At 68.8% G+C, this 26,617-nt stretch carries 24 protein-coding genes; 11 read left to right on the forward strand and 13 right to left on the reverse strand.

The genetic code is table 11. From position 1 onward, the window contains the following. Both R8G01_21900 and R8G01_21905 read right to left on the reverse strand, forming a co-directional pair. Positions 1–840, reverse strand: a complete 840-nt coding sequence (locus R8G01_21900) for an enoyl-CoA hydratase-related protein (protein MDW3216661.1) — start codon at positions 838–840, stop codon at positions 1–3. 19 nt (positions 841–859) lie between these two features. After that, the gene (locus R8G01_21905; GenBank protein MDW3216662.1) at positions 860–1,633 is read right to left on the reverse strand and encodes a 3'(2'),5'-bisphosphate nucleotidase CysQ; all 774 of its coding nucleotides are present in this window, start codon (positions 1,631–1,633) and stop codon (positions 860–862) included. A 57-nt stretch (positions 1,634–1,690) separates the two neighbouring features. Between R8G01_21905 and dinB the strand changes: the two genes are divergently transcribed. From dinB to nadC, 4 genes are all read left to right on the forward strand, one after another. Then, positions 1,691–2,902, forward strand: a complete 1,212-nt coding sequence (gene dinB, locus R8G01_21910) for a DNA polymerase IV (GenBank protein MDW3216663.1) — start codon at positions 1,691–1,693, stop codon at positions 2,900–2,902. A 93-nt stretch (positions 2,903–2,995) separates the two neighbouring features. Next, complete coding sequence (gene nadA, locus R8G01_21915; GenBank protein MDW3216664.1) at positions 2,996–3,985, forward strand: quinolinate synthase NadA; 990 nt, start codon at positions 2,996–2,998, stop codon at positions 3,983–3,985. A gap of 1 nt (position 3,986) precedes the next feature. Continuing rightward, positions 3,987–5,648, forward strand: a complete 1,662-nt coding sequence (locus R8G01_21920) for an L-aspartate oxidase (GenBank protein ID MDW3216665.1) — start codon at positions 3,987–3,989, stop codon at positions 5,646–5,648. Between the two features lie 21 nt (positions 5,649–5,669). Continuing rightward, entirely contained in the window at positions 5,670–6,602 is a 933-nt protein-coding gene (gene nadC / locus R8G01_21925) for a carboxylating nicotinate-nucleotide diphosphorylase (GenBank protein MDW3216666.1), read from the forward strand. 8 nt (positions 6,603–6,610) lie between these two features. On the opposite strand, the gene R8G01_21930 is transcribed toward nadC, so the two are convergent. From R8G01_21930 to R8G01_21955, 6 genes are all read right to left on the reverse strand, one after another. Continuing rightward, positions 6,611–7,552 (reverse strand): FKBP-type peptidyl-prolyl cis-trans isomerase, encoded by a 942-nt coding sequence (locus tag R8G01_21930; protein ID MDW3216667.1) that lies wholly within the window; start codon positions 7,550–7,552, stop codon positions 6,611–6,613. A 19-nt stretch (positions 7,553–7,571) separates the two neighbouring features. Then, on the reverse strand, positions 7,572–8,945 hold the full coding sequence (locus tag R8G01_21935) for an AarF/ABC1/UbiB kinase family protein (protein ID MDW3216668.1): 1,374 nt from the start codon (positions 8,943–8,945) through the stop codon (positions 7,572–7,574). 138 nt (positions 8,946–9,083) lie between these two features. Further along, positions 9,084–10,184: a hypothetical protein gene (locus tag R8G01_21940; GenBank protein ID MDW3216669.1), complete on the reverse strand. Its 1,101-nt coding sequence runs from the start codon at positions 10,182–10,184 to the stop codon at positions 9,084–9,086. A 174-nt stretch (positions 10,185–10,358) separates the two neighbouring features. Further along, positions 10,359–11,102: an alpha/beta fold hydrolase gene (locus tag R8G01_21945; GenBank protein MDW3216670.1), complete on the reverse strand. Its 744-nt coding sequence runs from the start codon at positions 11,100–11,102 to the stop codon at positions 10,359–10,361. A 137-nt stretch (positions 11,103–11,239) separates the two neighbouring features. Next, positions 11,240–11,689 carry a transcription elongation factor GreA gene (greA, locus tag R8G01_21950; protein MDW3216671.1) on the reverse strand — a complete coding sequence of 150 codons (450 nt, stop codon included), beginning with the start codon at positions 11,687–11,689 and terminating at the stop codon, positions 11,240–11,242. Between the two features lie 59 nt (positions 11,690–11,748). After that, on the reverse strand, positions 11,749–12,126 hold the full coding sequence (locus R8G01_21955; GenBank protein MDW3216672.1) for a VOC family protein: 378 nt from the start codon (positions 12,124–12,126) through the stop codon (positions 11,749–11,751). 43 nt (positions 12,127–12,169) lie between these two features. On the opposite strand from R8G01_21955, the gene R8G01_21960 reads away from it, so the two are divergent. The 3 genes from R8G01_21960 to R8G01_21970 are packed head-to-tail and all read left to right on the forward strand — an operon-like array spanning position 12,170 to position 14,852. Then, a complete protein-coding gene (locus R8G01_21960) occupies positions 12,170–13,162 on the forward strand; it encodes a 3-isopropylmalate dehydrogenase (protein MDW3216673.1) in 993 nt (330 codons plus the stop codon). A gap of 60 nt (positions 13,163–13,222) precedes the next feature. Continuing rightward, the gene (locus tag R8G01_21965) at positions 13,223–14,140 is read left to right on the forward strand and encodes a branched-chain amino acid transaminase (GenBank protein ID MDW3216674.1); all 918 of its coding nucleotides are present in this window, start codon (positions 13,223–13,225) and stop codon (positions 14,138–14,140) included. Positions 14,141–14,198: 58 nt separating this feature from the next. Then, on the forward strand, positions 14,199–14,852 hold the full coding sequence (locus tag R8G01_21970; GenBank protein MDW3216675.1) for a DUF5995 family protein: 654 nt from the start codon (positions 14,199–14,201) through the stop codon (positions 14,850–14,852). Positions 14,853–14,861: 9 nt separating this feature from the next. Here R8G01_21970 and R8G01_21975 read toward each other — a convergent pair whose 3' ends face one another. From R8G01_21975 to speB, 5 genes are all read right to left on the reverse strand, one after another. Further along, complete coding sequence (locus tag R8G01_21975; protein MDW3216676.1) at positions 14,862–15,797, reverse strand: nucleoside hydrolase; 936 nt, start codon at positions 15,795–15,797, stop codon at positions 14,862–14,864. Positions 15,798–15,920: 123 nt separating this feature from the next. Next, entirely contained in the window at positions 15,921–19,121 is a 3,201-nt protein-coding gene (locus R8G01_21980; protein ID MDW3216677.1) for an ExeM/NucH family extracellular endonuclease, read from the reverse strand. Positions 19,122–19,311: 190 nt separating this feature from the next. After that, positions 19,312–20,547, reverse strand: coding sequence for a DUF6596 domain-containing protein (locus tag R8G01_21985; protein ID MDW3216678.1), 1,236 nt, complete (start codon positions 20,545–20,547; stop codon positions 19,312–19,314). Positions 20,548–20,582: 35 nt separating this feature from the next. Beyond that, positions 20,583–20,945 (reverse strand): YciI family protein, encoded by a 363-nt coding sequence (locus R8G01_21990; GenBank protein ID MDW3216679.1) that lies wholly within the window; start codon positions 20,943–20,945, stop codon positions 20,583–20,585. 88 nt (positions 20,946–21,033) lie between these two features. Further along, entirely contained in the window at positions 21,034–22,050 is a 1,017-nt protein-coding gene (speB, locus tag R8G01_21995; GenBank protein ID MDW3216680.1) for an agmatinase, read from the reverse strand. 57 nt (positions 22,051–22,107) lie between these two features. On the opposite strand from speB, the gene R8G01_22000 reads away from it, so the two are divergent. The 4 genes from R8G01_22000 to R8G01_22015 all read left to right on the forward strand — a co-directional run bounded on the left by R8G01_22000 (position 22,108) and on the right by R8G01_22015 (position 26,590). Next, complete coding sequence (locus R8G01_22000; protein ID MDW3216681.1) at positions 22,108–22,443, forward strand: hypothetical protein; 336 nt, start codon at positions 22,108–22,110, stop codon at positions 22,441–22,443. A 1,085-nt stretch (positions 22,444–23,528) separates the two neighbouring features. Further along, on the forward strand, positions 23,529–25,139 hold the full coding sequence (cimA, locus tag R8G01_22005) for a citramalate synthase (protein ID MDW3216682.1): 1,611 nt from the start codon (positions 23,529–23,531) through the stop codon (positions 25,137–25,139). 29 nt (positions 25,140–25,168) lie between these two features. Then, on the forward strand, positions 25,169–25,690 hold the full coding sequence (locus R8G01_22010) for a hypothetical protein (protein MDW3216683.1): 522 nt from the start codon (positions 25,169–25,171) through the stop codon (positions 25,688–25,690). Positions 25,691–25,753: 63 nt separating this feature from the next. Further along, positions 25,754–26,590 carry a TIGR03619 family F420-dependent LLM class oxidoreductase gene (locus R8G01_22015; GenBank protein ID MDW3216684.1) on the forward strand — a complete coding sequence of 279 codons (837 nt, stop codon included), beginning with the start codon at positions 25,754–25,756 and terminating at the stop codon, positions 26,588–26,590. Positions 26,591–26,617 lie beyond the last annotated feature (27 nt).

Here is a 26,617-nt window from a genome sequence, read left to right on the forward strand (position 1 = left end):
TCAGAACGCCGGCGGTCGTTTGTCGCGCAGGGCGGCGACGCCCTCTCGGTACTCGGCCGTGCCCATCGCTTCGTCGAGCAGCACCTTGGAGTCGGCCACGGACGCCGCCGCGTCGTGACGATGGAGGTCCCGGTAGATCTGCGACTTGGTCACGGTGACCGCATTCGGGCCGACGCTCGTCGCGAGCAGTTCCGCGTACGCCGTCGCGGCGGCGAGGGTCGCCTCGCCGTCGGGGAGCACCTCGTTCCAGAGGCCCCAGTCGGCGGTGTCGCCCACCGTGACAATGCGGCCGGAGAGCAGCAGGTCGTTCGAGCGGGTGACCCCCACGAGCCTCGGCAGGATCCAGCTCATCCCGTACTCGGCGGGCAGGCCGAGTTTGGGGGCGGCGGTGGTGAGCTTGGCGTCGGTGGCGCCGAATCGGAGGTCGCAGAACAGCGCGAGCGCGAGGCCGACGCCGGCGGCCGCGCCGTTGACGGCGGCGATGATGGGGGTCCGGTATCCGAACATCCAGGCGAAATCGTCGTCGTACTCGGGGCGGCGACGGGCGCCGGGTGTCGCCGGCTCCGGCGGCAGACCGGTGTCGTAGCCGCCCTGTTCGGCGTGTCGGGCGAGCGCCTCGCTGTCGCCGCCGACGCAGAACGCCGGGGGCGTGCCGGTGATCACCACGGCGCGCACGTCGAGGTCGTCCTCGATCTGCTGCATCACCCAGCGGAACTCGGCGTGCATCCGCCCGGTCCACGCGTTGTGGCGGTGCGGACGGTCGAGGTGGACGGTGGCGACCCGTCCGGCGGTCGCGGAGCGGATCGACATGAGTTCCGTGTGGTCGTCGGTGCCGCTCATCGTCGTGAGGTCCTGGCGATCATCCCCACAAGGCCTCGAGAACCGGGCCGGCGAGTTCTTTGCGACAGATGATCAGGTCGGGAAGCCATGGGTCGCGAGCGTTGTACACGATCGGGCTGCCGTCCACTCGGCTGACGTGCAGCCCGGCGGCGAGGGCGACGGCGGCCGGGGCTGCCGAGTCCCACTGGTACATCCCGCCGTCGTGCACGTAGATGTCGGCCTCACCCATGACGACTGCCATCGCCTTGGCCCCGGCCGAGCCGAGCCGGACCGCGTCGCACTCGAGGGCGTTGGCCACGATCACCGCCGCGTACGGCGCCCGGTAGCGGGAGGTGATGATGCGCGGCCGGTCGCGTTCGGGCGGGCGCAGGGTCGGCGCGGGGTCGGTGGCGAAGACGAGATCGACCGCCGGGAGCGACACCGCTCCCGCCACGAAGTCGTAGCCGCCCCAGAGCGCCACGTGCACCGCCCAGTCGTGACGGCCCGGTTCGCCGTACTCGCGGGTGCCGTCGAGTGGATCGATGATCCAGACCCGGTCCGAGGTGAAGCGGCGGGGATCTTCGGCTGCTTCCTCGTCGAGGACGGCGTCGTCGGGCCGGTGGCGGCGCAGTTGCTCGGCGATGAATGCGTGGCCGACGGCGTCGCCGGTGTCCATGACCTCCCAGGCGCCGGCGCCGGACTCGAACATCTCGGTCCGTGTCGCCACCAGACGTCGACCCGCCTCGACGGCCAGCCGGATCGCCAGGTCGGCGTCGGTCTCGCCGGCGGGCGAGGTGGCAGGGTCGTTCGTCACGGGCCACCAGTATGACCGCAGCCCCCACCATCACACCCATGTGCGAACATGTGTTCGATGAGTCGAGTCCGAACGGGCACCGAGGCGACGATCCTGCACGCCGACCTCGATTCGTTCTACGCGTCGGTCGAGCAGCGTGACCGGCCCGAGCTGCGGGGGCGCCCGGTCGTTGTCGGTGGCGGCATCGTGCTGGCGGCGAGCTACGAGGCGAAGCGGCTGGGAGTGTTCACCCCGATGGCCGAGCACCGGGCGCGGCGGCTGTGCCCCGACCTCGTCGTGGTGCCACCCCGCTTCGACGCGTACACCGAGGCCAGCCGTGCGGTCTTCGACGTGTTCCACGACACGACGCCACTGGTCGAGGGCATGTCGATTGACGAGGCCTTCCTCGACGTCGCCGGCCTCCGACGCATTGCCGGTTCGCCCGCCGAGATCGCGGCGCGTTTGCGTCGCGACGTGGCCGAACGGGTCGGTCTACCGATCACCGTCGGTGTGGCCCGCACGAAGTTCCTCGCCAAGGTCGCCAGCGGGGTCGCCAAACCCGACGGCCTCCTCGTGGTCGACCCCGAGTTCGAACTCGAGTTCCTGCACCCGCTGCCGGTCGGTCGGCTCTGGGGCGTCGGGCCGGTGACCGAACGCAAACTCCGCGATCGTGGGATCTTCACGGTCGGCGACGTGGCGCTGCTCGGCGAACCGCACCTGACGGCCATGCTCGGCCCGGGCTCGGGCCGTCACCTCCATGCGCTCGCCCACAATCGCGACCCGCGTCCGATCGACACGACGAAGCGGCGCGGCTCCATCGGCTCCCAGCAGGCCCTCGGCCGCGGGTCCAAGTCGCCGGCTGTCATCGAGGCGATGCTGCTGGGCATCGTCGACCGCGTGACCCGGCGCCTCCGCGCCGCCGGACGTCTGGGACGGACGATCACGCTCCGCTTCCGATACGACGACTTCCAGCGCGCGACCCGCGCCAAGACGTTGGTGCATGCGACCGCCGCCACCGATCCGATCCAGGCGGTCGCGCTGTCGGTGCTCCGGGGCGAGCACGACACGATCGCGGAACGTGGTCTGACGCTGATCGGCCTGTCGGTCGGCGGGCTCACCGACCGGTCGTGCGGGGCCGAGCAACTGCTGATCCCGTTCGGACGGGCCGGTGGCTCCGAGCTCGACGGGGCGGTCGACTCGCTTCGCGAGCGGTTCGGCGCCGCGGTGCTGACCCGAGCGTCGTCGATCGGTCGTCGCACCGGGCTCGAGGTACCGAAGCTGCCCGACTGAGGCGGCGGCCTGACGCTGGTCGATCGAATCGGGCGGTGGGGTCCGACTGGGCTTCGGCCTAACGTGGGCCTAATGACGGCGATCGACGTAGAGGTGGAAGTCCTGCCGACCGACTGGCGTGAACAGGTCCGGGCCCTCGCCGACGAACGCGACGCGGTGATCCTGGCGCACAACTACCAACTCCCCGAGATCCAAGACGTCGCCCACCACACCGGCGATTCACTGGGACTCTCCCGCCTCGCCGCGCAGGCCGAGCAGTCGACGATCGTGTTCTGCGGCGTCCACTTCATGGCCGAGACCGCCAAGATCCTCAGCTACGACAAGACCGTGCTGATTCCCGACGAGCGGGCCGGGTGCAGTCTGGCCGAGACGGTCAACGCCGAGCAGCTCCGGGCCTGGAAGGCCGAGTACACGGTCGAAGGGCAACCGCCGCCGGTCGTCGTCAGCTACGTCAACACCACCGCCGCCGTCAAGGCCGAGACCGACATCTGCTGCACGTCGTCCAATGCGGTCGACGTAGTCGCCAGCATCCCGGCCGACCGCACGGTGCTGTTCGGCCCCGACCAGTTCCTCGGTGCTCACGTGCAACGCAGCCTGCAGCGCGAGAACATGCACATCTGGCTCGGCGAATGCCATGTGCATGCGGGCATCAACGGTGCCGAGCTCAAGGAGCAGGTCGCGGCTGACCCCGACGCCGAGCTGTTCATCCACCCCGAGTGCGGGTGTGCCACCAGCGCGCTGTACCTCGCCGAGGCGGGCGTCGTGCCCGAGGGTCGCACGAAGATCCTCTCGACGAGCGGCATGGTCGATCGTGCCCGTCGCACGGGTGCCAAGCGGGTCCTGGTGGCGACCGAGACCGGCATGCTGTACCCGCTGTCGAAGGCCGCCCCCGACACCGAGTTCGCCCCGGTGAACCGGGCCGCGGTGTGCAAGTACATGAAGATGATCACACCGGCGAAGCTGCTGGCGTCGCTGCGCGACGGCACCGACGTGGTCGACGTGCCGGCCGACATCGCCGATCGGGCGCGGGCGAGCGTGGAGCGGATGATCGAGATCGGCACGCCGTCACCCACGGCCGAATGACGTGAACTTCACCCTGCCGGCAAAACTCGCCGCGCCGTCGGCCACGTGGGAGCGCGATGTCGACGTCGTCGTCCTCGGTTCGGGTGCGTCAGGACTCGCCGCAGCGTTGGCGATGCGCCCCGAACGGTCGGTGCTCGTGGTGACCAAGGACGTGCTCGCCGCCGGTTCGACCGCGTGGGCGCAGGGCGGCCTCGCGGCCGTGCTCCACCCCGACGACTCGATCGAGAACCATGTGCACGACACGCTGGTCGCCGGCGCCGGCCTGTGCGACGAGTCGGCCGTGCGCACACTCGCCGCCGAGGCCCCGGCTGCGATCCGGCAGCTGATCGAACTCGGTGCGCTGTTCGACCCCGACGAGTCGGGTGAGATGGCGCTCACCATGGAGGGAGGGCACTCCCATCGCCGGATCGTCCACGCCGGCGGCGATCAGTCGGGTGCCGAGGTGCAGCGAACGCTCGACTCGGCCGCGATCGAGGCCGGGGTCGAGATCATGGAGCACACGTTCGCGCTCGACCTCTTGACGGCCCGCAACGGCCACGGCCGCCGTCAGGCGGCCGGTGTCCGCGTCGCCGAGCTCGACGCGACGGGCGCGGTCGAATCGGTCGGCGTGATCACCGCCAGGGCGGTCGTGATCGCCACCGGTGGGTACGGCCAGGTCTTCGCGTCGACCTCCAACCCGCCGGCGGTCACCGGCGACGGGTTGGCGCTGGCGCTGCGTGCCGGCCTCGCCGCCCGCGACGTCGAGTTCGTGCAGTTCCATCCGTCGGTGTTGTGGGTCGGCCCCGACTCGCGCGGCCAGCAGGCCTTGGTCTCCGAAGCCGTGCGCGGTGAGGGAGCGATCCTCTACGACGGCCTCGGCCGCCGGGTGATGGCAGGCGTGCACCCGCTCGAAGACCTCGCGCCGCGCGACGTGGTGGCGTCGGCGATCAGCCGGCGGATGGCCGAGGCGCCCGGCGGCGTCGGCGACCACGTGTTCCTCGATGCCACGCACATGGGCGAGGAGTTCTACGAGCGGTTCCCGTCGATCACCGAGTCGTGCAAGGCGGCCGGCGTCGACCCGGCCCGAGACCGCATCCCCGTCGCTCCGGCCGCCCACTACGTGTGTGGTGGCATCCCGGCCGACCTCGACGGCAACACGGAGATGCCCGGCCTGTTCGCGATCGGCGAGGTCACCTGCACGGGTGTGCACGGTGCCAACCGGCTCGCGTCCAACAGCGTGACCGAGGGCATCGTCGCCGGCACCCGGGTCGGGGCTTCGCTCAAGGCCTCGGTGCCCGAACCGGTCGAGCTCGCGCACGATGCCGGTCGGAGCTACGACGCGCCGCTGCGCAACCCTGCCCAGCGGGTCGAGCTGCGCTCGATCATGTCGAGCCACGTCGGCGTGCTGTGCACGCCGTGGGGTCTCGAGGGAGCGCTGCGTCAGTTGCAGGTGCTCGCCTCGACCGCGTCGGTGGGCGTCACCGGCTCGCGCGCCGCGTGGGAGGCCACCAACATGCTCACCGTGGCCGCTGCGGTCACCTCGGCGGCGATGACCCGCACCGAGAGTCGGGGCTGTCACCGCCGCGACGACCACCCCGAGCCGCGTGCCGAGTGGCTGACGCATCTCGACGTGCGGATGACGATCGACGGCGACCTCGCGGTCACCGGCATCCCACACGTGTGAACGGGCCGGTACGTTGGCCCGATGTTCGTGTTCCATCCCATCAGCGACGAGACCCGCCGGCGGCTGATCGACGCGGGGCTCGACCCCGATGCGGTCGCTGCGCTGGTCAGGGCCGCGGTGCAGGAAGACCTGATGGGCGGTGTCGACGTCACGTCGACCGCCACGATCGGGGCCGACCACCGCAGCGTCGCCACGTTCGGTGCCCGCGAGGCCGGTGTGATCGCCGGTCTCCCGGTGGCGGCCGCGACGATCGACGCGGTCTGCGGCGATGCGGCGAGCGATTTCGAGTACCTGGTGGCGGACGCGTCACGCGTCGAGGCCGGGCAGCGGGTCGCGAGGGTGACGGCGCCGACCCGTCTGCTGCTCACGGCCGAGCGGACGGCGCTCAACCTGCTCTGTCGCATGTCGGGCATCGCGTCGCTGACGCGCGGGTGGGCCGATCAACTCGAGGGCACCACCGCCACGGTCCGCGACACGCGCAAGACGACGCCGGGGCTCCGAGCCCTCGAGAAGTACGCGGTGCGCTGCGGCGGGGGAGCCAACCACCGGTTCGGGCTCTCCGACATGGCGCTCGTCAAGGACAACCACGTCGCCGCGGCCGGTGGCGTCGCCGAGGCCTACGCGTCGGTCCGCGAGCTCGAGGCCACGATCCCGGTCGAGATCGAGGTCGACACCCTCGATGGTCTGGCCGAGGCGATCACCGCCGGCGCCGACATGGTCCTGATCGACAACTTCGACACCGACCGGATGCGGGCGGCGGTGCGATATCGCGACGAGCACGCGCCCGAGGTGCTGCTCGAGGCCAGTGGCGGGCTCACGCTCGAGACCGCACGGTCGGTCGGGGAGACCGGGGTGGATCTCATCGCCGTCGGCGAACTCACGCACTCGGCCCGGGTGCTCGATCTCGGACTCGACTTCGAGTCGGTCGACGAGGCATCCGCGACCGCTCGCTGACGGTGGGGTCAGTAGACGCCGACGACGTCGACGATCGCGATCAGATCGGTCCCCGCGGGGAGCCCCAGGCTCGCGTCGCCCTGCTCGCCGAACGCCTCCGACGGCGGCATCGCGATCGAGAGCCGTGAGCCGACCTCTGCGCCCTGCAGCCCTTGGAACAGCCCGGGGATCGTCTGACCCTCCTGGAGGATGATCTGGAAGGGGTCGGACCGTTCCCACGTGTTGAACAACACGACCTCGTTGTCGCCGCGGACCAGCAGGAGGTGCACGACGACGGTGTCGCCGAGTTCGACCGTGGCACCGTCGCCGGGCGAGAGTTCGGTCACCGTGACCTCGGTGGCGCCCACCGACGGTTCGATCTGGAGGTCGAGGGGTGCATCGACGGCGGTGACGGGCGCGATCACCGCTCGGACCTCGACGATGAACGACAGCGCGTCGCCCGGTTCGATACCGCTGCTCTCGCCGCCGGGTGGCGTGTCGCCGTAGGCGAGATCCGCCGGCACGTCGAGCTTCACGAGGGAGCCGGCCTGTGTGCCGATCAGCCCGTCGTCCCACCCCTGGATGACGCCGCCACGCCCCAGGGGGAACTCTTGCGGAACACCACGCGAGTAGCTCTCGTCGAAGATCGCTCCGTCCTCGGCGCGGATGCCGATGTAGTCGACGATGAGCGAGTCGCCGTCTTGTGCGTTCCGGCCGGTGCCCGACCGGATCGTGTGCGTCACGAGCGCCGTCGGGGTCTCGCACGGCCGCACAGCCTGCGGGATGGCGCCGACTTCGTAGTCGGCGGGGTCGGGGGCGTCTTCACACCCCTCGGCGGGCAACAGCGGGCTGTTCACGATCGACGTCGGGACGACGACAGGGGCGGTGGTGTCGGCCGCCGGCGTTGCGTCGTCGTCGCCGCCCCCACACGCAGCGAGGACGACGAGGAGGGCTGGAACGGTGGGCCGCATGGTGGGCGACGCTACCGGCTCAGGGTCGCGGGTTGGCGGCGAGCCAGGCCGCCTCGGCGACACCGATGTCGGTCGACGGCGTGGCTCGCATGAACGGCCAGAGCTCTTCGGCGATCCGCCGATAGTTGCCCGTGGCGCCGAGCTCGCCGAGCAGCGCATACAGCCCGAGGTTGATGCGCTGGATGAACACGAACGCCCGCGGCACGGTCGCGTACTGCGAGATCGGGCTCGTGCGGTCGAACGTGTGCCGCACGATGCTGCTGGCGTACTCGCCCGTCCAGGTCATCTCCCGGTCTTCGGCGACCGGTTCGTAGAAGCGGCGGAAGTACTCGCCAACCTCGTCGGTGGGGACGGGTGCGCCGGGCGCGAGCATGCCTGCCCGCTCGAGGATGGAGCGGAACTCGGCCGCGTCGTCGTCGACCGCTGCGGCCTCGACCATCGATGCGAAGGTCCGCATCTCGTCGGGTGTGAAGTGCTTGACCAGGCCGAAGTCGAGGAACGTGACCCGCCCGTCGCCGTGGAACAGGTAGTTGCCCGGGTGCGGATCGCCGTTGAAGGCCCGCATCAGGTAGAGGCTGCGGAACACGAACCGGAAGATGGTCTCGGCCGCCAGGTCTCGTTCGCGCTGCTCCCAGGTGAGGAGTTCGTCCCAGGTGGCGCCGACGACGAGTTCGGAGGTCAGTACCCGGCCGGTGGAGTAGTCCGGCACGACGTCGGGCACGTGGATGAACGGATGGTCTCGGTAGTAGTCGGCGAACTCGGCCTGGTTGCGGGCTTCGAGCCGGTAGTCGAGTTCTTCGACGAGCCGTTCCTTGATCTCAGCGACCATCTCGTCGGGGTCGAGACCGCCGAAGCCCTGCTTGAGCATCGTGCCGAGCATGCCGGCGTTCTTCAGGTCGGCCGTGATCGCCTCGTCGACACCCGGGTACTGCACCTTGACCGCGACCGGGATCTCGTCGCCGGTGTCGGGGTGGAGGGCGATCGCCCGGTGGACTTGGCCGATCGACGCGGCGGCGATCGGGATCGGGTCCCACTCGACGAAGACATCGTCGGGACGCCCACCGAGTTCACGCTCGACCACCTGTGCCGCGAGTTCGCTCGACATGGGTGGCGCCTCGGACCGCAGCTGGGCCAGCGCCAGACGCATCGGCTCGGGCAGGCCTTCGTCGAGGTAGCTCGCCATCTGGCCGAGCTTCATCAGCGCGCCCTTCATCTGGCCCAGTTCCGCGGCGACCGCCTCGGCGGTCTTCATCTCGCGGGCCGAGTCGAGCTCGACCCGGCGCTCGGTCGACGCGAACACCTTCCGTGCGGCCGTCGATGCGTAGTTGCCGCCGACCTTGGCGCCCAGCTTGGCGACCTTGGCGGAACGCCCCGCCCACGACTTGCGCATCATCGGGCCAAGGCTACGACGCTCGAGCGGGGTAGCTCCGCCCGAGCCGTCGACCCGTTTCGTCTTCCCGCGTCAGCGGGACCGTCACGCCGGGATGCCGTCGTGCGGGCATCCCGGCGTGAGAGCTGCGTGCGGCCGTCGTCAGTCGACGGACCCTGCCTCGGCCAACCCGTCGGCACCGAACGGGAGGACGATCAACCCGGCCGGCTTGTACGAGGTCGCGAAGAACGTGGCCGAGATCTGGATGTCATCGAAGCGAGCCGTGCCAGAAATCAGATCACACACGAGGTTGATCGGCTGACCGGTGCTGAACAGCAGCGGGTTGTCGGCCAGGTCGATCTCCATCACCCGGTGCGCCGAGAACTCCGTGTACCGGCTGATGGTGGCAGCGCCGCGTTCATCGAGGATGAACCAGGGCTCCGAGGTGTTGATGGCGCCGATCGAGCCCTTCTGGAGCTGGCACCACACCTCGTCCTCCGCACCTTCGTTCTCGTTGCGCCACATGCCCGTGACTTCGATCGAGACGTAGCCGTCCGACGGTACCCGGATCGCCGTCGCGGCGATCGAACCCGGCTCCGAGGTGGCCGCCACCGATGTGGACTGGTAGTCGAACGCGATGCCCGGCTCGTTGGAGGTGTCGGCGTTGCTGACGGTGCCGTTGTCGATGTCGTCACCGGTCACGGTCTCGTCTTCGATGTCGGCCCCGGTCAGCGACCCGTCGACGATGTCGGCGCCCGTGTGCTCGTGGTCGTCGAAGACGCCCACCACGTCGATGATGACGTTGACGGTGCCGGCGAGGTTGTAGATCGAGAACTCGCCCCCACCGTTCAGGTCGACGTTGACGGCATTCGGGGTCGGGCCCTGGCCCGGCAGCGGGTTGAGGTGCGAGGCGACCGGTAGTGAGGCGCCGGCCGGGAACAACGACACGAAGGTCGGTGCCGAGGCATCGAGTGCGGTCACGTTGAGGCTGAGTGCCGTGGTGCCGTTCGGCAGGTTGCAGTTGCCGACGGAGCCCTGGCCGTCGAGGGTGTAGGTCTCGTCGGCACCCAGTGGGGTGCCGCGCGAGCCGACCTGGAAGTCTGTTCTGGTGTCGGCGAGACGGCATGGCTCGATCGGAATGTAGATCGGCATCTCACCCGATGAGGTGGTGGCGTGGGTGATACCGATGCCGCCGGCACCGAGTGTGACGGCAACGGCGGCCCCCACCGCTGCCCACTTGCTCCTGAGTCGATTGACGTTCATGATGCTTCCCTTCGCGTGTTGCGTGTGCGACAGCCAGCGTTGCACACCGCATGCGGGGGAAGCGGTTATTAAATCCGGTGCGAAGGATGAGTGACCCGCACGCGCCGTTGACCACGAAACGCTCTTCCAGGCACAACCCGTGATCCGGGAGACGGGGCTTCGGGGGACCGGCTCTCAGTGGCCCGCCCGCGTCGTCGCCGAGTCGACGGCCCGCATGAGCTGTGGGACGAAACGTTTCGCGTTGGCGACGACCGCGTCGTGGCCGCCCTCGACCCGGAACGCCTCGGCGCCGGGGATCCAGTCGAACAGCTTGACCTGCCGCCGCAGCGGCACCACGGGGTCGTCCATCGTGATGACGACCGAGGTCGGCACGTCGATGTCACCGATCCAGTCGGACGACGAGAACTCGCCGATCGCCCTACCGGCCTCGAGGATCGCCTTCCAGTCGTGCTCGGCGACCTGCTCGGTCGCCCACGTTCCCCAGGTGTCGGTCTTGCGTTGGAGGTACACCTGGTCGGTGATCCAGTCGCGGGCCTGCACGGGCGTGAAGCGTGCGAGCGCGGCGAGACCGGTGAGTCCGATGAACGACAGTCGCTCAGGACGCTTGCCGGCGAAGTACGGGGTCGTCGCGCACAGCACGAGTGCATCGACGCGGTCGCGATGGCGCTGCCAGGTCAGCTGGGCCACCGGGCCGCCCATCGAATAGCCGACCGGGACGAACGTGTCGATGCCGAGCGCATCCGCGACCGCGGCGACGTCGTCGGCGCAGTCCTCGAGCCGGAAGGGACGGCGGCTGCGGATGCCGCGGCCGTGGCCACGGTGATCGAAGGCGACGACGCGGTAGCGCTCGCTCAGAGCTGCGTAGCAGGTGAACCAGTTGATGTCGGCCGTGGCCGTCCATCCGTGCAGTAGCACCACCGTGGGTGCGCCGGGAGGGCCGGCGAGGTCGCGGACGAACAGCGACCCCCGTTCACCCAGGTCGAGCTCCTGGCCGGGCGGGAGGTCCGGCGTGTGGGATGAGCCCGACGCGAAGGTGAGGTCACGGTCGGTCGAGGTCAGACGGACTCCACTTTCAACACCTTGACGGTGAGCGCGCCGTTGGGGGCGTCGTACGAGACGGTGTCGCCCTCGGACGCCGTCTGGAGCGCGGCGCCGAGCGGGCTCGCCGGGCTGATCACATCGGCTCCGTCGACCTGCTCTTCCATGTTGCCGATGACGTACCGCTCCGCCATGTCGTCGGAGTCGCCGTCGTACACGATCGTGTACACGCTCTGGTCTTCGACGATCTCACAGTTCTCCAGCATGTGTTCGAGCTGACGAATGCGGCCCTCCATGTGGCCCTGTTCGTCTTTGGCGGCGTGGTAGCCGGCGTTCTCCTTGAGATCGCCTTCTTCCCGGGCCCGTTCGATCTTGTCGGCCACCTCGATCCGGCCACGTGTGGTCAGGTCGTGGAATTCCGCCTGGAGCCGGTCGTAGGCGTCGCGTGAGAACTTCTGAGTCGCCATAGGCGGGCCAGCTTACCGAAGGGCCTCGACGGTCGAACGTTGCTGGACGCCGTCGCCGGTCAGTCGTAGCTGCGGATCTCGACGGTGTTGCCGTCGGGGTCGGTGACGTAGATCGACCACCCGTCGCCGCGGGCCCCGTACCGTCGATCGGGTCCGTCGACGACCGTGAACCGATCGTCGTCGGCGATGGCGTCGACGTCGGTCCTCCGCGCGACGAGACAGAAGTGGTTCAGGCTGCCCGCCGGTGCGACCTCGTCGGCGGCGAACAGATCGATGATGCAGCCGGGGCTCACCCGAACGGAAGGGAACGGTGCCTCTCCCCGTCGCCATTCGTCGACGCGGACGCCGTCGAGCCCCAAGAGGCCGGTGTACCAGGCGAGCGAACGCTCGACATCGGAGACGTTCAGCACCAAGTGATCCAACTCGTGAATCTCCACGGCCTGTGACCGTAGCCCCGTGAGGCTCTAGATTCGACGGACTATGGCACACAAGATCGCAGTCATCGGAGGAGACGGAATCGGCCCGGAGGTGACGGCCGAGGCACTCAAGGTGATGGAGGCCGCCGGCGTCGACCTCGACACCACCGATTTCGACCTCGGCGGAGCCCGGTACCTCCGCGACGGCGAGATCCTCAGCGACGCCACGCTGGCCGAACTCCGGGGCTTCGACGCGATCCTGCTCGGCGCGGTCGGAACACCCGACGTGCCGCCCGGCGTGATCGAGCGCGGGTTGCTCCTCAAGATGCGCTTCGAACTCGACCTGTACGTGAACCAGCGGCCGTTCCAGGGCACCGCTCCCGGCCACGACCGACCCCACGACTTCGTGGTGATCCGCGAGAACACCGAGGGCCCCTACGTCGGCGAAGGTGGCGTGCTGCGCAAGGGCACACCGAACGAGGTCGCGACCCAGGGTTCGGTCAACACCCGGATGGGCGTCGAACGGTGCGTCCGCTACGCCTTCGAACTCGCTCAGACCCGCGAGCGCAAGCACGTCACGCTGGTGCACAAGACGAACGTGCTGACCTTCGCCGGTGATCTCTGGGAGCGCACGTTCAACCAGGTGGCGGCCGAGTACCCCGACACCGAGACTGCGTACAACCACGTCGACGCGGCCTGCATCTACTTCGTGCAGGATCCGCACCGCTACGACGTGGTGGTGACCGACAACCTGTTCGGCGACATCCTGACCGACCTCGGCGGCGCGGTCAGCGGGGGCATCGGTCTCGCGTCGTCGGCCAATCTCAACCCGGCCCGCACCGGCCCATCGATGTTCGAGCCGGTGCACGGATCGGCGCCCGACATCGCCGGGCAGAACAAGGCGAACCCGACCGCGGCCGTGCTGTCGGCCGCGCTCATGCTCGACTTCCTCGGGGAGAGCGACGCGGCCGATCGGATTCGTGCCGCCTGCGACGACGCAGGTACCGGGAGTACCACGTCCGTGGGTGACACCATCGCCGCCCGAGTGCGAGACTGAAACCGGTCGCACCGCCGCTGCGGGCGACGCCACCACCTGCTTCATCAGTAAGGACACACGATGCCCATCACACCGACCCCGAAGATCTGGATGAACGGCGAACTCGTCGCCTGGGAAGATGCCACGGTGCACGTGCTGACGCACACGCTGCACTACGGGACCGGTGTGTTCGAGGGCATCCGTGCCTACGAGACCTCGCAGGGGCCGGCGATCTTCCGGTTGACCGAGCACATCGAACGGCTCTTCAACTCGGCGAAGATCCTCGGCATGGAGATCCCGTACACGGTCGACGAACTGATCGCGGCGACCAAGGCCACGGTCGCATCGACGGGGCTCCCGTCGTGCTACGTGCGGCCACTCGTGTACCTCGGGTACGGCGAGGTCGGGCTCAACACGATGCCCTGCCCGGTCGACGTGTCGATCGCCTGCTGGCCGTGGGGTGCCTACCTCGGCGACGACGCGGTGACCAAGGGCGTCCGCCTGAAGACGTCGTCGTGGACCCGGCACGACCACAACACGATGCCGCCGGCAGCGAAGACCACCGGGAACTACGTCAACTCGTCGCTGGCCAAGGTCGAAGCCCTCAAGGCCGGCTACGACGAGGCGCTCATGCTCGCCCCGAACGGACTGGTCGCCGAGTGCTCGGGCGAGAACATCTTCGTGTCGCGCCACGGCAAGCTGATCACCCCGCCGGTGTCGGCCGGCGCCCTCGAGGGCATCACGCAGAACACGGTCATGGCGCTTTGTGAGGACCTCGGGATCGAGGCGGTGTGCGACAACCTCGCTCGGTCCGACGTGTACATCGCCGACGAGATGTTTCTCGTCGGCACGGCTGCCGAGGTCAGCTCCGTGAACTCGGTCGACGATCGTTCGATCCCGTGCCCCGGCCCGAAGACGTCGGCGATCGCCGAGCTCTACCACCAGGTGGTCCGCGGTGAGGTCGATCGTTTCAAGGACTGGTGCGAGCTGGCACAGTGACGTGACGGCCGGGAGCGCACCGAACGGTCGGCCACGCCAGCAACTGCTGGCAGCTGACATGGCCGAGCGTGCAGCGTCGTGGGAGCAGTGCGGCGACGGCCGGGCGGTGTTCCTCGATTGCTACGCACGGATGACCGATGCGGTCGTGACCGCGGTCGTGAACGATCGGTTCCGCGACGGCGACTGGGTGCTCCTCCTCCTCGAACGTTTCGCGTCGTATTACGACGCATCGATCGACGGGGGGTCGGAGGGTCTGATGATCCCCGAGCCGTGGGTGCTGGCACATGCTGCCGCGGTCGGCAACGACGCGCACCCGATGCAACTCCTGCTCGCCGGTGTCAACGCCCACATCAACTACGACCTGGTCCTCACACTGATCGATCTGCTCGAACCCGAGTGGGCGTCGATCGACGGCACGATGATCGAGCATCGCAAGCGCGATTACGACGAGATCAACCAGGTGATCGCCGAGACGGCCGACCTCGTGCAGGACCGTGTCCTCGAGCGGCGCGTGCCGTGGTTGCAGATCCTCGACCGTGGCCTCGGGCGGTGGGACGAGCGGATGGCCGTGCGCCTGCTGGGTGGTTGGAGGAGCCGGGTGTGGCGCCAGTCGGTCACGTTGCTCGACCTCGACGACCTCGACGACCGCCGCGCACGGACCGCTGCGATCGAGCGACAGTGCGCCCGACGGGCGCGGATGCTGTTGGCCTGACCGCGGTGGTCACGACAGGGCGGCGCGCAGCATCTCGATGAACTTCGCAGCGTCGGCCGCCGTGACGACCGTGGCGTTCGGCTCGGCACCGGTGAGCCCGAGCAGATCCATGACGACCATGCCGCGGGTGAGCTCGCTCTCGGTCTCGACGGAGAGGTGGAGTCGCCGAACCGCGGTGGCGATCGAGGGGTCGATCGCGTAGGCCATCGCGATGGGGTCGGGCAGGTCGAACCCGGCGAGCTTGGTCTCGGTCGCACAGAACTCGGCGACGACGCACTGGATGTCGATGCAGAACCCGGCGAGCGGGGTGCCGATCGTCCGGAGATCGGCCGCGAGGTCCGGCTCGACCACGGCGAAGTGCCGGGAGATGTCCCAACCGACGAACTCGACGTCGAGGCCCGACTGCAGGACGACGTCGACGGCGTGTGGGTCGGCCCACATGTTGAACTCGGCGACCGGCGTGACGTTGCCGATGTGATCGGCGACAGCTCCCATCGTGACCACTCGGGCGAGACGGGACGGCAGCGTGGTGTCGCGCTGCACGGCGAGCGCGAGGTTGGTGAGTGGGCCCAAGGTCACCAGTGTGAGTTCGCCTGCGTGGTCGTGCGATGCGCGGATCAACTCCTCGACGGCGTCACCCTCGTCCGGCACCCGCCCGGCGAGGGCGAGCCCGATGTCGCCCATCCCGTCACCGCCGTGCACGTTCTGTGCGGTCTCCAGCGGGATCGAGAGCGGAGCGGCGGCACCCGAATGGACGGGGACGTCGTCGCGTCGGCACAGCTCTCGTGTGTAGAGCGCATTCTGCACGGCCATGTCGAGCGGGACGTTGCCGGCGACCACGCCGACACCGATGACGTCGATGTCGGCGTGACGGAGTGCCATGACGAGAGCGACGGCATCGTCCGACGCGGTGTCGGTGTCGATCCAGAACGGGCGGCCGGTCATGGCGACAGACGGTACGCCGGGCAAGGCGGCGGGACGGAATCCGAACCGGGTCCGGACGCGGAACGGGCACGGCGACCGAAGCCGCCGTGCCCGTTCCGCAGCGTCAACGACGCCCGCTGAACCTCAGCGCCACCACCAGCGGCGCGAATGCGGCACGAACACCGTCGAGGTCTCGTACCGAACCTGCCCCGGCTGCTCGAGCATCACGGTGAGCGTGTACGTGCGGCCCTCGGTGCTGAAGCGCTCCGCGCGCAGCTTCACGAGGTTGTCGTTCACGATCTGGATGTCGTTCGGCCGGTCACCGCCACCCAGCCCGGAGTCGGCCTCCGACGAGGTGACGTCGACGATCGAACTCGGAATCAGGTTCCGGTAGTCGGTGGCGAACACCAGCACGTTTCGGAGCTTGTGGTTGGGAGCCCAGAGGGTGCCCGGCAACGTGATCACGTCGGCGTCGAAACTCTCGAGCGAGAGTCCGACGACGGCAGCGTCGTGGTCGGACGCACGGTACGGCGACGCCGGGTCGAACAACGCGTCCTGGTAGTCGGACTTGAACCCGGTGTCGTAGTCGAACACGTCGGGCTCGTCGGCGTTGATGTGCCACTCGGTGGCACCGGTGACCTGCGACGTCATCGACGAGCTCGACATGACGTAGTCGAGGTAGCCGAACTGGCCGTCGAACACGTAGCTGTACGCCAGCTCGCCGCCGTACTCGCCGATCAGGTCGGCGTAGCCGTTCGCCGCGAGTGCGGAGATCGGGTCTTCCTTGTCGTACGAATTGAGGTCGCCGAGGATGAGCCAGTCGTCGTCGTCAACGCCGGTCGGATCGCCGGCGATCCACGAAGCGAGTTCCTGCGCCGCCTTCGTGCGGGTGTCATTGCAGTTGCCCGCGAGCGGGTGATCGTCGGGTGCACCACACTCGGAGCCCTTCGACTTCAGGTGGTTGACCGCCACGGAGAACACCTCACCGCTCGCGTTGTCGATGAACGACGCTGCGACCGACGCCCGGTTCTTGTCGTCGGACGAACCATCGTCGTTCACGTACCCGTTCGGGTTGAGGAACTCGGGTGTGTCGAGCACCGCGACTGCACCGGTCGGGGTGACCGCGGCGGGCCGATAGATGATGCCGACCTTGATCGCGTCGGTTCCGACCACGGAGTTGTCGCCGGCGGCGATGTAGTCGTACGTGCCGGCGCCGAGGCGGTCGTTGAGGCCGGCGGCGATGTCCGCCAGCGGTTCGACACCCGGGGTGTTCTCGACCTCGACGAGGCCGATCACGTCGGCGTCGAGCCCTTCGAGCGCGTTGAGGAGCTTGACCCGCTGCCGATCGAACTCTTCGGCGTCGTCGGCTCCACGGCAGTCCTGGTCCTGTGTCGGACCACAGGTGTCGGCGGTGTCGAGGCTGACGAAGTAGTTGAGAGCGTTCAACGTGGCGACACGGACGTCACCGCCGACCGCCTCGGGGGCTTCGGGCTGCTCGGTCTGCACGTAGCTGTCGTAGCCGCCATCGGCCACGGGGACGATCCGATACTGGCTGAACGCGTAGTAGATCGGGCCCGTGAGACCGACGACCTGGTCACCGCCGCGGAAGCTGTTGTCCTGCGTGAACGGTTTGCGGTTGATCGGATGGATCGGTGCGTCGGGGTTCTGACTGCTGTTGCCGTCGTCGACGGTGATCCGGCTACGCAGGTTGAGGTCGAGCCGGTCGGCCGCTTCCTGGCTGTCGGGGTCGAACAGGGCCGTCGGGTTGTAGGGACGGTCCTCGCCGTCGGCCGGCAACGCCACCACGATCTCGCCGAAGCGGTCGTAGTTGAAGTACTCGGAGATCACGAGCGTCTGCGGCATGGTCACCGCCATGCCCTCATACGCCTCGAGGTCACCGGCCACGGGGAGCGGGAACTCGAGTGTCGCCGGAGTCGCGACCCGAGGTTCGACGTCGAGCACCTCGACCTCGACGAACGAGCCGAGTTGGGTGTTGTCGAACTGCTCCTCGACGGTGCCCTCGACCCGCACGACATCACCGACGTTCACGTCGTCGTCGTCGAAGTTGAACACGAAGATGCCCTCGGACGTGGCCGGGTCGGCGTCGGCGTCGGTGTCCTCTTCCTGGACGAAGAAGCCGCGCAGCGCCGGCGACGGGCCCTCCTCGTCGCCGACGACGACGCCTTCGACGATCACGCGCTGGCCGAGCAGCGGGGAGTCGCCGCCGGTTCCCTGGATCTCGTGGATCTTGACCTCGGCGGGCGGTAGCGGGCACGTCGTCTCGGCCTCGGGATCGTTCAGTTCGCCGAACGAGTTGCAGAGTGGGCCGGCCCAGGCGCCTGTGCCATCGCGTTGGAGCGACTGATCGCCCAGCGTCGAACTGGTCTCCTGCGCCAGGATGTCGGTCGAGGTCATGCCGGCGGCCGGGCCGCTGGCGGCCTCGAACGAGCCCTCGTAGCTGAGGAACTCGACGACGGCACCGTCGGGGTCGACGAGCGCGAGCCCGTCGGGTGCACCGTTCTGGATGCCGTTTCCGGGGCCCTCGACCACGACGACCCCGTTGCCGTCACCCTGGTCGGTGACGACGCCGGAGAGCGTCAGCGTGGCGTACACGTTGCGCTGCGAGGAGCTGCCGTTGTAGAGCGCGATCGTCCAACCGGCGAGGTCGGTGCCGTCCGGAGCGAGCACCTCGACCGCTTCGTTGACGTCGTCGCTGGCGTTGTCGTAGTGCAACTCGTTGATGCGGATCGGCGAGACCGCGCACGCCGCCGGGTCGCCACCGGCGCCCTCGGGGGTCATCAGACCGAACCCACCGAAGTTGTCGGCGCCGCTGGTCCAGGTGAAGTCGCCGTAGGTGTCGCCGGTGCCCTGGAGCTGCAGCGAATCGCCGATCGGGCTGTCGGACGCCTCGGCGACGCCGATGTCGGTCGAGGCCATGCCGGCGGCGGGGCCGTCGGTCGGCGTGAAGTCACCCTCGTAGCTGAGGAACTGACGGACGGTGCCGGTGCCGTCGACGAGTGCGAGGCCGTCGGGACCGCCGTTCTGGATGCCGACTGCAGCGACGGAGACGGTACCGAAGCCGGCGCCGCCGTCGGGGATGACGCCGCCCAGCGGCAGCGTGTCATACACGTTGAGCTGGCTGGGGCTGCCGTTGTACAGCTCGATCGTCCAGCCGCTGAGGTCGGTGCAGGTCGGACCGAAGACCTCGATCGCCTCACCCTCGTCGCCGCCGCCGTTGTCGTAGTGCAGTTCGCTGATGAAGACGGCGTCGTCCGGCGAACTCACCGCCGACGCCGTTCCGACCGGGATCGCCCCGATGAGTCCGAGGATGGAAGCTGCGCCCACCCATGTTCGAAGCCGCTGGCCCATGTTCAACACTCCTTGTCGATCCGCCGCTGGTTGTCGCTGTCGGCACGTCCCCAACGTGATGGCATCGCCACCGGCCGCAACACCTGGCACCGTAGTGCACCCACGGCGCGGTGCCCAGGGGGTCCACCGAAGCACCATCGGATGTTCACATGCCGTTGACCGATCATCACCCGGACAGGTGCCGGACGGCCCGGAGCCGCCGCTCGAGGTGCCGTCGCTCCGTGTCGGACGAGACCGTGGCGAGTGCGTCCTCGAACGCCGTGGAGGCCTGTTCGTGCCGACCCGACCGGGTGAGGAACTCGCCCCGTGCCGCCGACAGCAGATGCGGCTGAGGGAAGCGTGACGGGTCGGCGACGATCTCATCGATCGCGGCGAGTCCTGCCTCGGGGCCGTTGGCGAAGCCGACGGCCACCGCTCGGTTGAGGGCGATGACCGGGCTGGCGTCGATCCCGACCAGGAGGTCGTACAGGGCGACGATCTGCGCCCAGTCGGTGTCGGCGAACGTCGAGGCCTCGCTGTGCAGGGCTGCGATCGCCGCCTGGAGTTGGTACGGCCCGATCGAGCGCCGTCGCATCGCCGCTTCGAGGATTCGTCCCGCCTCGCCGATCGCGGCCCGGTCCCAACGGCCACGGTCCTGGTCCTCCAGCAACACCAGATCGCCGACCTCGTCGAAGCGTGCGTGGGCCCGTGCGTGCTGCGCCAGCATCAGCGCGAGCAGGCCACCCGCCTCGGGCTCGTCGGGCATCAGGTCGACGAGGGCACGTCCCAGACGGATCGCCTCGTCGGCGAGGTCGACCCGGACCGGTTGATCGGTGCGCCTCGACAGGTACGCCTCGTTGAACACGAGGTAGATGACGCGGAGCACCCCCGCCAGCCGTCCGGGCAGCTCGTGGCCGACCGGGACCCGGTACGGGATCCCGGCGCGCTTGATCTTCGCCTTGGCGCGGACGATTCGTTGGGCCATCGTCGGCGTCGGGACCCCGAACGCCTGCGCGATCTCGTCGGTGCCGAGCCACGTGACGCTGCGGAGGGTCAGGGCGATCCGTGACTCGAGGTCGAGGTCCGGATGGCAGCAGGTGAACAGCAGCCGAAGGCGGTCGTCGTCCACGCCGCTGTGCCAGCGCTCGGCCCGCCGGTCGAGTTCGTCGAGCTCGCGCCGCTCGAGCTCTCGATGTGCGGACTGCTGACGTTCGCTGCGGCTCCGTTCGCGTCGGATCGTGTCGAGTGCCTTGCGCGACGCGACGGTGAACACCCAGCCCGGTGGGTTGTCCGGCCAGCCGTCGGCTGGCCACGACTCGGCAGCGGCGAGCCATGCGTCCTGCAGCGCCTCCTCGGCCAGTTGGAAGTCGCGGTACTGGCCGATCAGCGACGCGAGGATGCGGCCCGAGTGCTCTCGGACCACACCCTCGAAGCGACGCCGCTCGGCGTCGGGCGAGTTCAGCCGCCCGCTCCCGGGATCACCATCAGCGGGCGGACCTCGGTGCGGCCGTACTTCGCCGAGGGCAACTCGGCACCGAGTTGCTGCGCCCGCTCGAGTGAGTCGACGTCGACGATGTAGTAGCCGCCGAGAATCTCCTTCGTCTCGGCGAACGGCCCGTCGGTGACGACGGTCTCGCCGCCGCGGACGGTCACGGTGGTCGCCGTCTCGATGCCCTGGAGCGGGTCACCGGCCACCAGCTCGCCGCTGTCGACGATGCGCTGGGTGAAGGCGAACCATTCGCCCATCGCCGCCTCTTGCTCGGCTTCGGTGCCGACGCCCTCGGCGCCCGGCTCGCTGTAGATCAGCAGCATGTACTTCATTGGTTCCTCCTGTGTGTCATAAGTGGTACGGAGTGGAGACGAACCACATCCGGCGTTCTCGACAGCCGGCCGTAACTTTCTCGATTTCCTACGGGGAGGGGGGTGCGGCGTTGCGGCGGCGACGTTCGGCCATGCCGCCGAGCGCCTCGAACACCATGCGGTGCGCTGCATTGACCGTGAGGTCACTGACGTCGTAGGCGGGAGCGACTTCGACGACGTCCATGCCGACCACCTCGTGGTCGAGGGCCAGCTGGCGGACCATGCGCAGCAAGTCGACCGTGGTGATGCCACCCGGCTCCGGCGTGCCGGTGCCGGGAGCGAAGGCCGGATCGAGACTGTCGACGTCGAGCGAGATGTAGAGCTTGTCGGCCTGACCGAGAGCCTCGCCGATCGCGTCGGCCATCACGGCCTTGAAGCCGCGTTCCCAGATCTCCTGCATGGTGTGCCAGACCATGCCCTGCTCCTTCATCCACGCAAAGGTGTCGGCGGGTGGCCAGTACCCGCGCAGGCCGACCTGCACGAATCGGTCGCCGGGCACCGCCCCTGATTCGATCAGGCGCCGGATGGGGGTGCCGTGGCTGGCGAGGTTGCCGTCGATGATGTCGGCCGTGTCCGCGTGCGCGTCGAAGTGCACGATGCCGACGTTGCCGTAGCCATGCACGTCGGCGACGGCGGTGGCGGCGGGCCACGTGATCGAGTGGTCGCCGCCGAGGACGATCGGGACGATGCCTCGTGAGGCGATCTGGTGGACGCGCTCGCGGATGTTCCGGTGGCTGGTCTCGGTCTGGCCGTGGGGGCAGTACGCGTCGCCGTAGTCGACCACCTCGAGGTGGTCGAAGATCTCGATGTCGAGATCCATGTGGTACGTGCCCGACTCGTACGCGGCCGAGCGGATCGCCCGCGGGCCGAACCGGGCGCCCGGCCGATTGGTGGTGGCGATGTCGAACGGTGCGCCGACGATCGCGACGTCGGGCTGCCACTCATCGAGCTGCTCGGGGTCGGTGAGGAACGGACGCTGACCGAACGTCGAGAGGCCGCCGAAGACGTACCCCAGTTCGAGCTGTTCGTGCATGCCGGGGGAGAGGTGTCGGCGGGGTTCGGTCACGGGCCCACCGTAGCCCGGCCACGTTTGGCGCCGAACCCGCTCGGGCACCCTCGTGCCATGTCTGACAACCACGCACCCCAACTCGATGGCGACGTCCTCGGTGAGCAGGTGGGCGACGACGGCCTTCCCGGCGTCGCCGGATTCCCGCCCGACCAGATGCAGGGCGTCAACGACCCGAACCAGGTCGCGTCCGACGACGTAGCGATGCGTGAGGCACGAACCCGCGACGAGGAGTTGCCGGGCAGCACCGAACGCACGGGCGACCTGTTGCCACCCGACGGCGACGACGACCGGCGAGACGACGTCGAGCAGCTGCTCGGGGCCGAGGGCGACGACGACCGGGCCGAGGCACCGGCCGAGGTCGCTGCCGTGCACGTCGACGAAGCCGACTGACGCCCGGATCCTGACCGTCCCGAAAAAGAGCGGCCCCGGGTGCCGCAGCCAGCTGACGCCGGCGCAGCCCCCGGGGCTACCCAAAAGGTGGAGCGATCCACCACCGATCGATCTGCGGGCGTTAGCCTTTCGCTCGATCATCACATCGCCCGTCGGACCCGAAGGTCTGGCGGGCGATGCCCGTTTTCGGCCGTCGACCCGGTTGCCCGGATCCGCTGCCGTTCGACACCGTCCATCGGTCGCCCGATGTTCGCGGCCACTCCGAGCCTCGGGCCGGCGGACCGGCCTCTGTCTCGCAGCTGAGCACCCGGTCGATCGGCTACCCGACCTCGTTGCGCTCTGGCGTTGCCGCCGGTTCCCCGGCCGCTGTGCCGCCCCGACCACGCTGCCCGGCGGACCGGACCCCGTTGCCGGAGCCGAGGCCCGGTCTGCCGGCAAGCCGGCTCCGTCGCCTCTCGACGTCGTTCACGCTGACCCGGTAAACCGTGCCATCGGATGGTGACGCCGCCGAACCTCGGCATTCGGGAGCAGTTGGGGTGCTCCCTCGGCCTCGGCCCGGTAACCCTGTGCCCGTGGCCACCGGTTGCCCGGCGACTCGGTACCCAGAGCGAGTGGTTTCTCGCTCCGTCCGGACCCGCTTCCGCCTCGTGGGCCGAACTCGTCATCGCTCTCGGATCACCCGGAGGTGTTCGTCGTGCGACTCGGTTTCCCGGCCCCGGTCGGCGTGCGCTCTCCGGTACGAGGGATACCTTCGCGAATGAGAAACCCCAGGTCAAGGGGTATTTCTGAATCCCCAGGGTTATCCCCTGAACTTTCCGTCAATCCCCAGGAATTTGGTGTTCATCCACCTTCCGTACACAAGCTCGTGCACAGCTTTGTCCCCAGGATCGCCGTCTCGGACCCACCCGGGGGACCTCGGCGTTTGACGTTCGCGCCCGCGACGGGTTGAATGGGGAGCGATGAGTTGCGTTCCGACCTCCCACGACGTCGTCGTCATCATCATTTCGTAGAGCACGTGGACATCCACGTGCTCGTCAAGCCGCCCACCGGGCGGCTTTTTTGTTGCTCCAGTGAGGAATCACCCCATGACCAGCCAACCGAACTCCCCTGACAAGGTGCGGGTCGAGATCTTCGACACGACACTCCGCGACGGCTTGCAGGTCGAGGGTGTGTCGGCCTCGGTCGACGACAAGCTGCGCATCGCCGAGCAACTCGACCACCTCGGCGTCCGCTTCATCGAGGGCGGCTGGCCAGGTGCCAACCCCAAGGACATCGAGTTCTTCGCCCGAGCGGCGACCGAACTCGCCCTGACCACGTCGACGTTCGTGGCGTTCGGGTCCACACGACGTCCGCGTGGCAAGGTCGATGACGACCAGACGCTGCAGCACCTGCTCGACGCGAACACGTCGGCGGTCTGCATCGTGGCGAAGAGCAGCGACTACCACGTCACCGAGGCGCTCAAGACCACCCTCGACGAGGGTGCCGCGATGATCGCCGACTCGGTCGAGTTCCTGCACGGACACGGCCGGCAGGTGCTCGTCGACATGGAGCACTTCTTCGACGGGTTCAAGGACAACCCGGAGTTCTCGTTCCGGGCGCTGGAGGCCGCCGTCGTCAAGGGCGCCACCCATGTGGTGCTCTGCGACACCAACGGCGGCTCGCTGCCACACGAGATCGAAGAGATCGTCACCGCCGTCCACGCTCACGTCGGCAACGACGTCATCATCGGGATCCACTGCCACGACGACACGGGGTGTGCCGTGGCGAACTCGATGGCGGCCGTGCGCGGTGGCGCCCGGCACGTCCAGGGCACGCTGAACGGCCTCGGCGAACGGACCGGCAACGCGAACCTGACGTCGATCATCCCGAACCTCCAGCTGAAGCAGAACTACCTGTGCCTGCCCGAGGGGCGGATGGAACGGCTGACCGTCGTGTCGCACCGCATCGCCGAGACGCTCAACCGTGCGGTCGACCCGCAGGCGCCGTACGTCGGGTCGTCGGCGTTCGCTCACAAGGCCGGGTTGCACGTCAGCGCGATCGCTCGGGCGAAGGACGCCTACGAGCACGTCAGTCCCGAAGCGGTCGGCAACGGCACACGGTTCGTCGTGTCGGAGATGGCCGGCAAGGCGACGATCCAGATGAAGGCCGACGACCTCGGCATCGACATGGACGGGCCGGCCGTGATGCAGGTCATCGACGACCTGAAGCGACTCGAGCACGAGGGATACCACTTCGAGGCGGCGGATGCGTCGCTCGAACTGCTCATGCGTCGCTCGGCCGGCTGGGAACACGAGTTCTTCCAGGTCGAGTCGATGCGGGTGATCACCGACGAGGTCGGGGGCGGCGAGTTCAACACCGAGGCCACGGTCAAGGTCTGGGTCGGTGACGAGCGCTACGTGTTCACCGCAGAGGGCAACGGCCCGGTCAACGCGATCGACACCGCGCTGCGCCGCGCGGTCGGCAAGGCGTACCCGCATCTCGCCAACATCCACCTCACCGACTACAAGGTGCGCATCCTCGAAGGTGGGGGAGCGACCGGCGCCGTGACCAGGGTGCTGCTGTCGGCGACCGACGGTGTGACCGACTGGACGACGATCGGTGTGAGCCCGAACATCATCGAGGCATCGTGGCGAGCGCTGGAGGAGAGCGTGGTCTACGGCCTCCTGCACGCGCCCGACGCCGTAGGCGGTGTCTGAGGCACCGAGCGCCTACGATGGGGCTCGCTATGGCCGCCCCGAAATCAGCCCCTGCCGGTGCACGCGAGACGCGCTACTACTCGTCGCCGGACGTCGTCCCCGAACCGTGGTCGCCCGACCGACCCGGCGTCGTCGAGGGCCTGCAGCCCGTCGGCCGACGGATGGGTGCCCAGGGGCCCGATCAGGGATACGCACTGACGATCGCGGAACGGCTGGCTCCACGTCTTCACCTGCAGGGCCAGGAGCGCCGTGACGACGCGATTCGCGGCTGTCTGGGCATCGCGCTGCGCCGGGCGTCGCTGTACTCGCGTGCTCCGGTCGTGCACGACCTCACGATCGCGTTCACGATCTGGGGTTTCTTCGACGAGCAACCGCCCGACGACCTGATCGCACGCCGACCGCAACTGTTCGAGGGCGTCGGCAACGTCAACCACCACTACGCCGAAGGCCGCAAGATCGCCGACCTCGTGCCCGAGTCGACGCTGCGCATGACCCCCGACCAGGCGGCCGCGGCCTATCCGGCCCGCTGGCGCGAACTCACCGGCGCCTGACGCCGGCGAGCGGCCAGGCGGCGCCGCATCGACAGCGCACCGGGGATTCTCTACGGTCACGGCATGCACATCGGCGCCCTGATCTTCCCGACCGACGAGACGATCCGTCCGGACGTCCTGGCGCCCGAGCTGGAGCGGCGCGGCTACGAGTCGTTCTGGGTTGCCGAACACACCCACATTCCCGTTGGCCGACGCACCCCGTATCCGGGTGGTGGCGATCTGCCCGACATGTACTGGCGCACGATGGACCCCTTCGTCGTGCTCACGGCCGCAGCCCTGGCGACCACGACGCTCAAGGTCGGGACGGGTATCGCGCTGGTGAACCAGCATCACCCGATCAACGCCGCCAAGCAGACCGCGTCGATCGACTTCCTGTCGGGAGGTCGGTTCCTGTACGGCGTGGGCGTCGGGTGGAACGAGGACGAGATGGAGCATCACGGCATCGACCCGTCGAAGCGCCGCACGAGCGCCCGCGAGCGCATCCTCGCGACCAAGGCGCTCTGGACGCAGGACGAAGCATCGTTCGACGGTGACCACGTGCAGATCGCCCCGAGTGTCTCGTACCCCAAGCCGGTCACGAAGCCGCATCCTCCGGTGATCATGGGAGGTGGCGGTGGGCCGGTCACGTTCCGGCACATCGTCGAGTACTGCGACGGCTGGATGCCGATCCACGGCCGCACCGATCCGCTCGAACGACTGCCGCTGCTGCACGAGATGGCCGAACAGGCGGGCCGCGATCCCGGCTCGATCGAGATCGGGATCTACGGCTGCCCGATGCAGAGCGACGTGGTCGAGCGCTATCGCAACGCCGGGGTGGATCGGGTCGTGTTCTGGTTGCCCGCCACCGACCCCGATTCGGTGATGGCGGCGGTCGATCGCGGCGCAGAGTTCATCGGCTGACCGCAGCCGCCGGTGGGCGGCGGGGTG

It is taken from the genome of Ilumatobacteraceae bacterium (assembly GCA_033344875.1).
Taxonomy (GTDB): domain Bacteria; phylum Actinomycetota; class Acidimicrobiia; order Acidimicrobiales; family Ilumatobacteraceae; genus Ilumatobacter.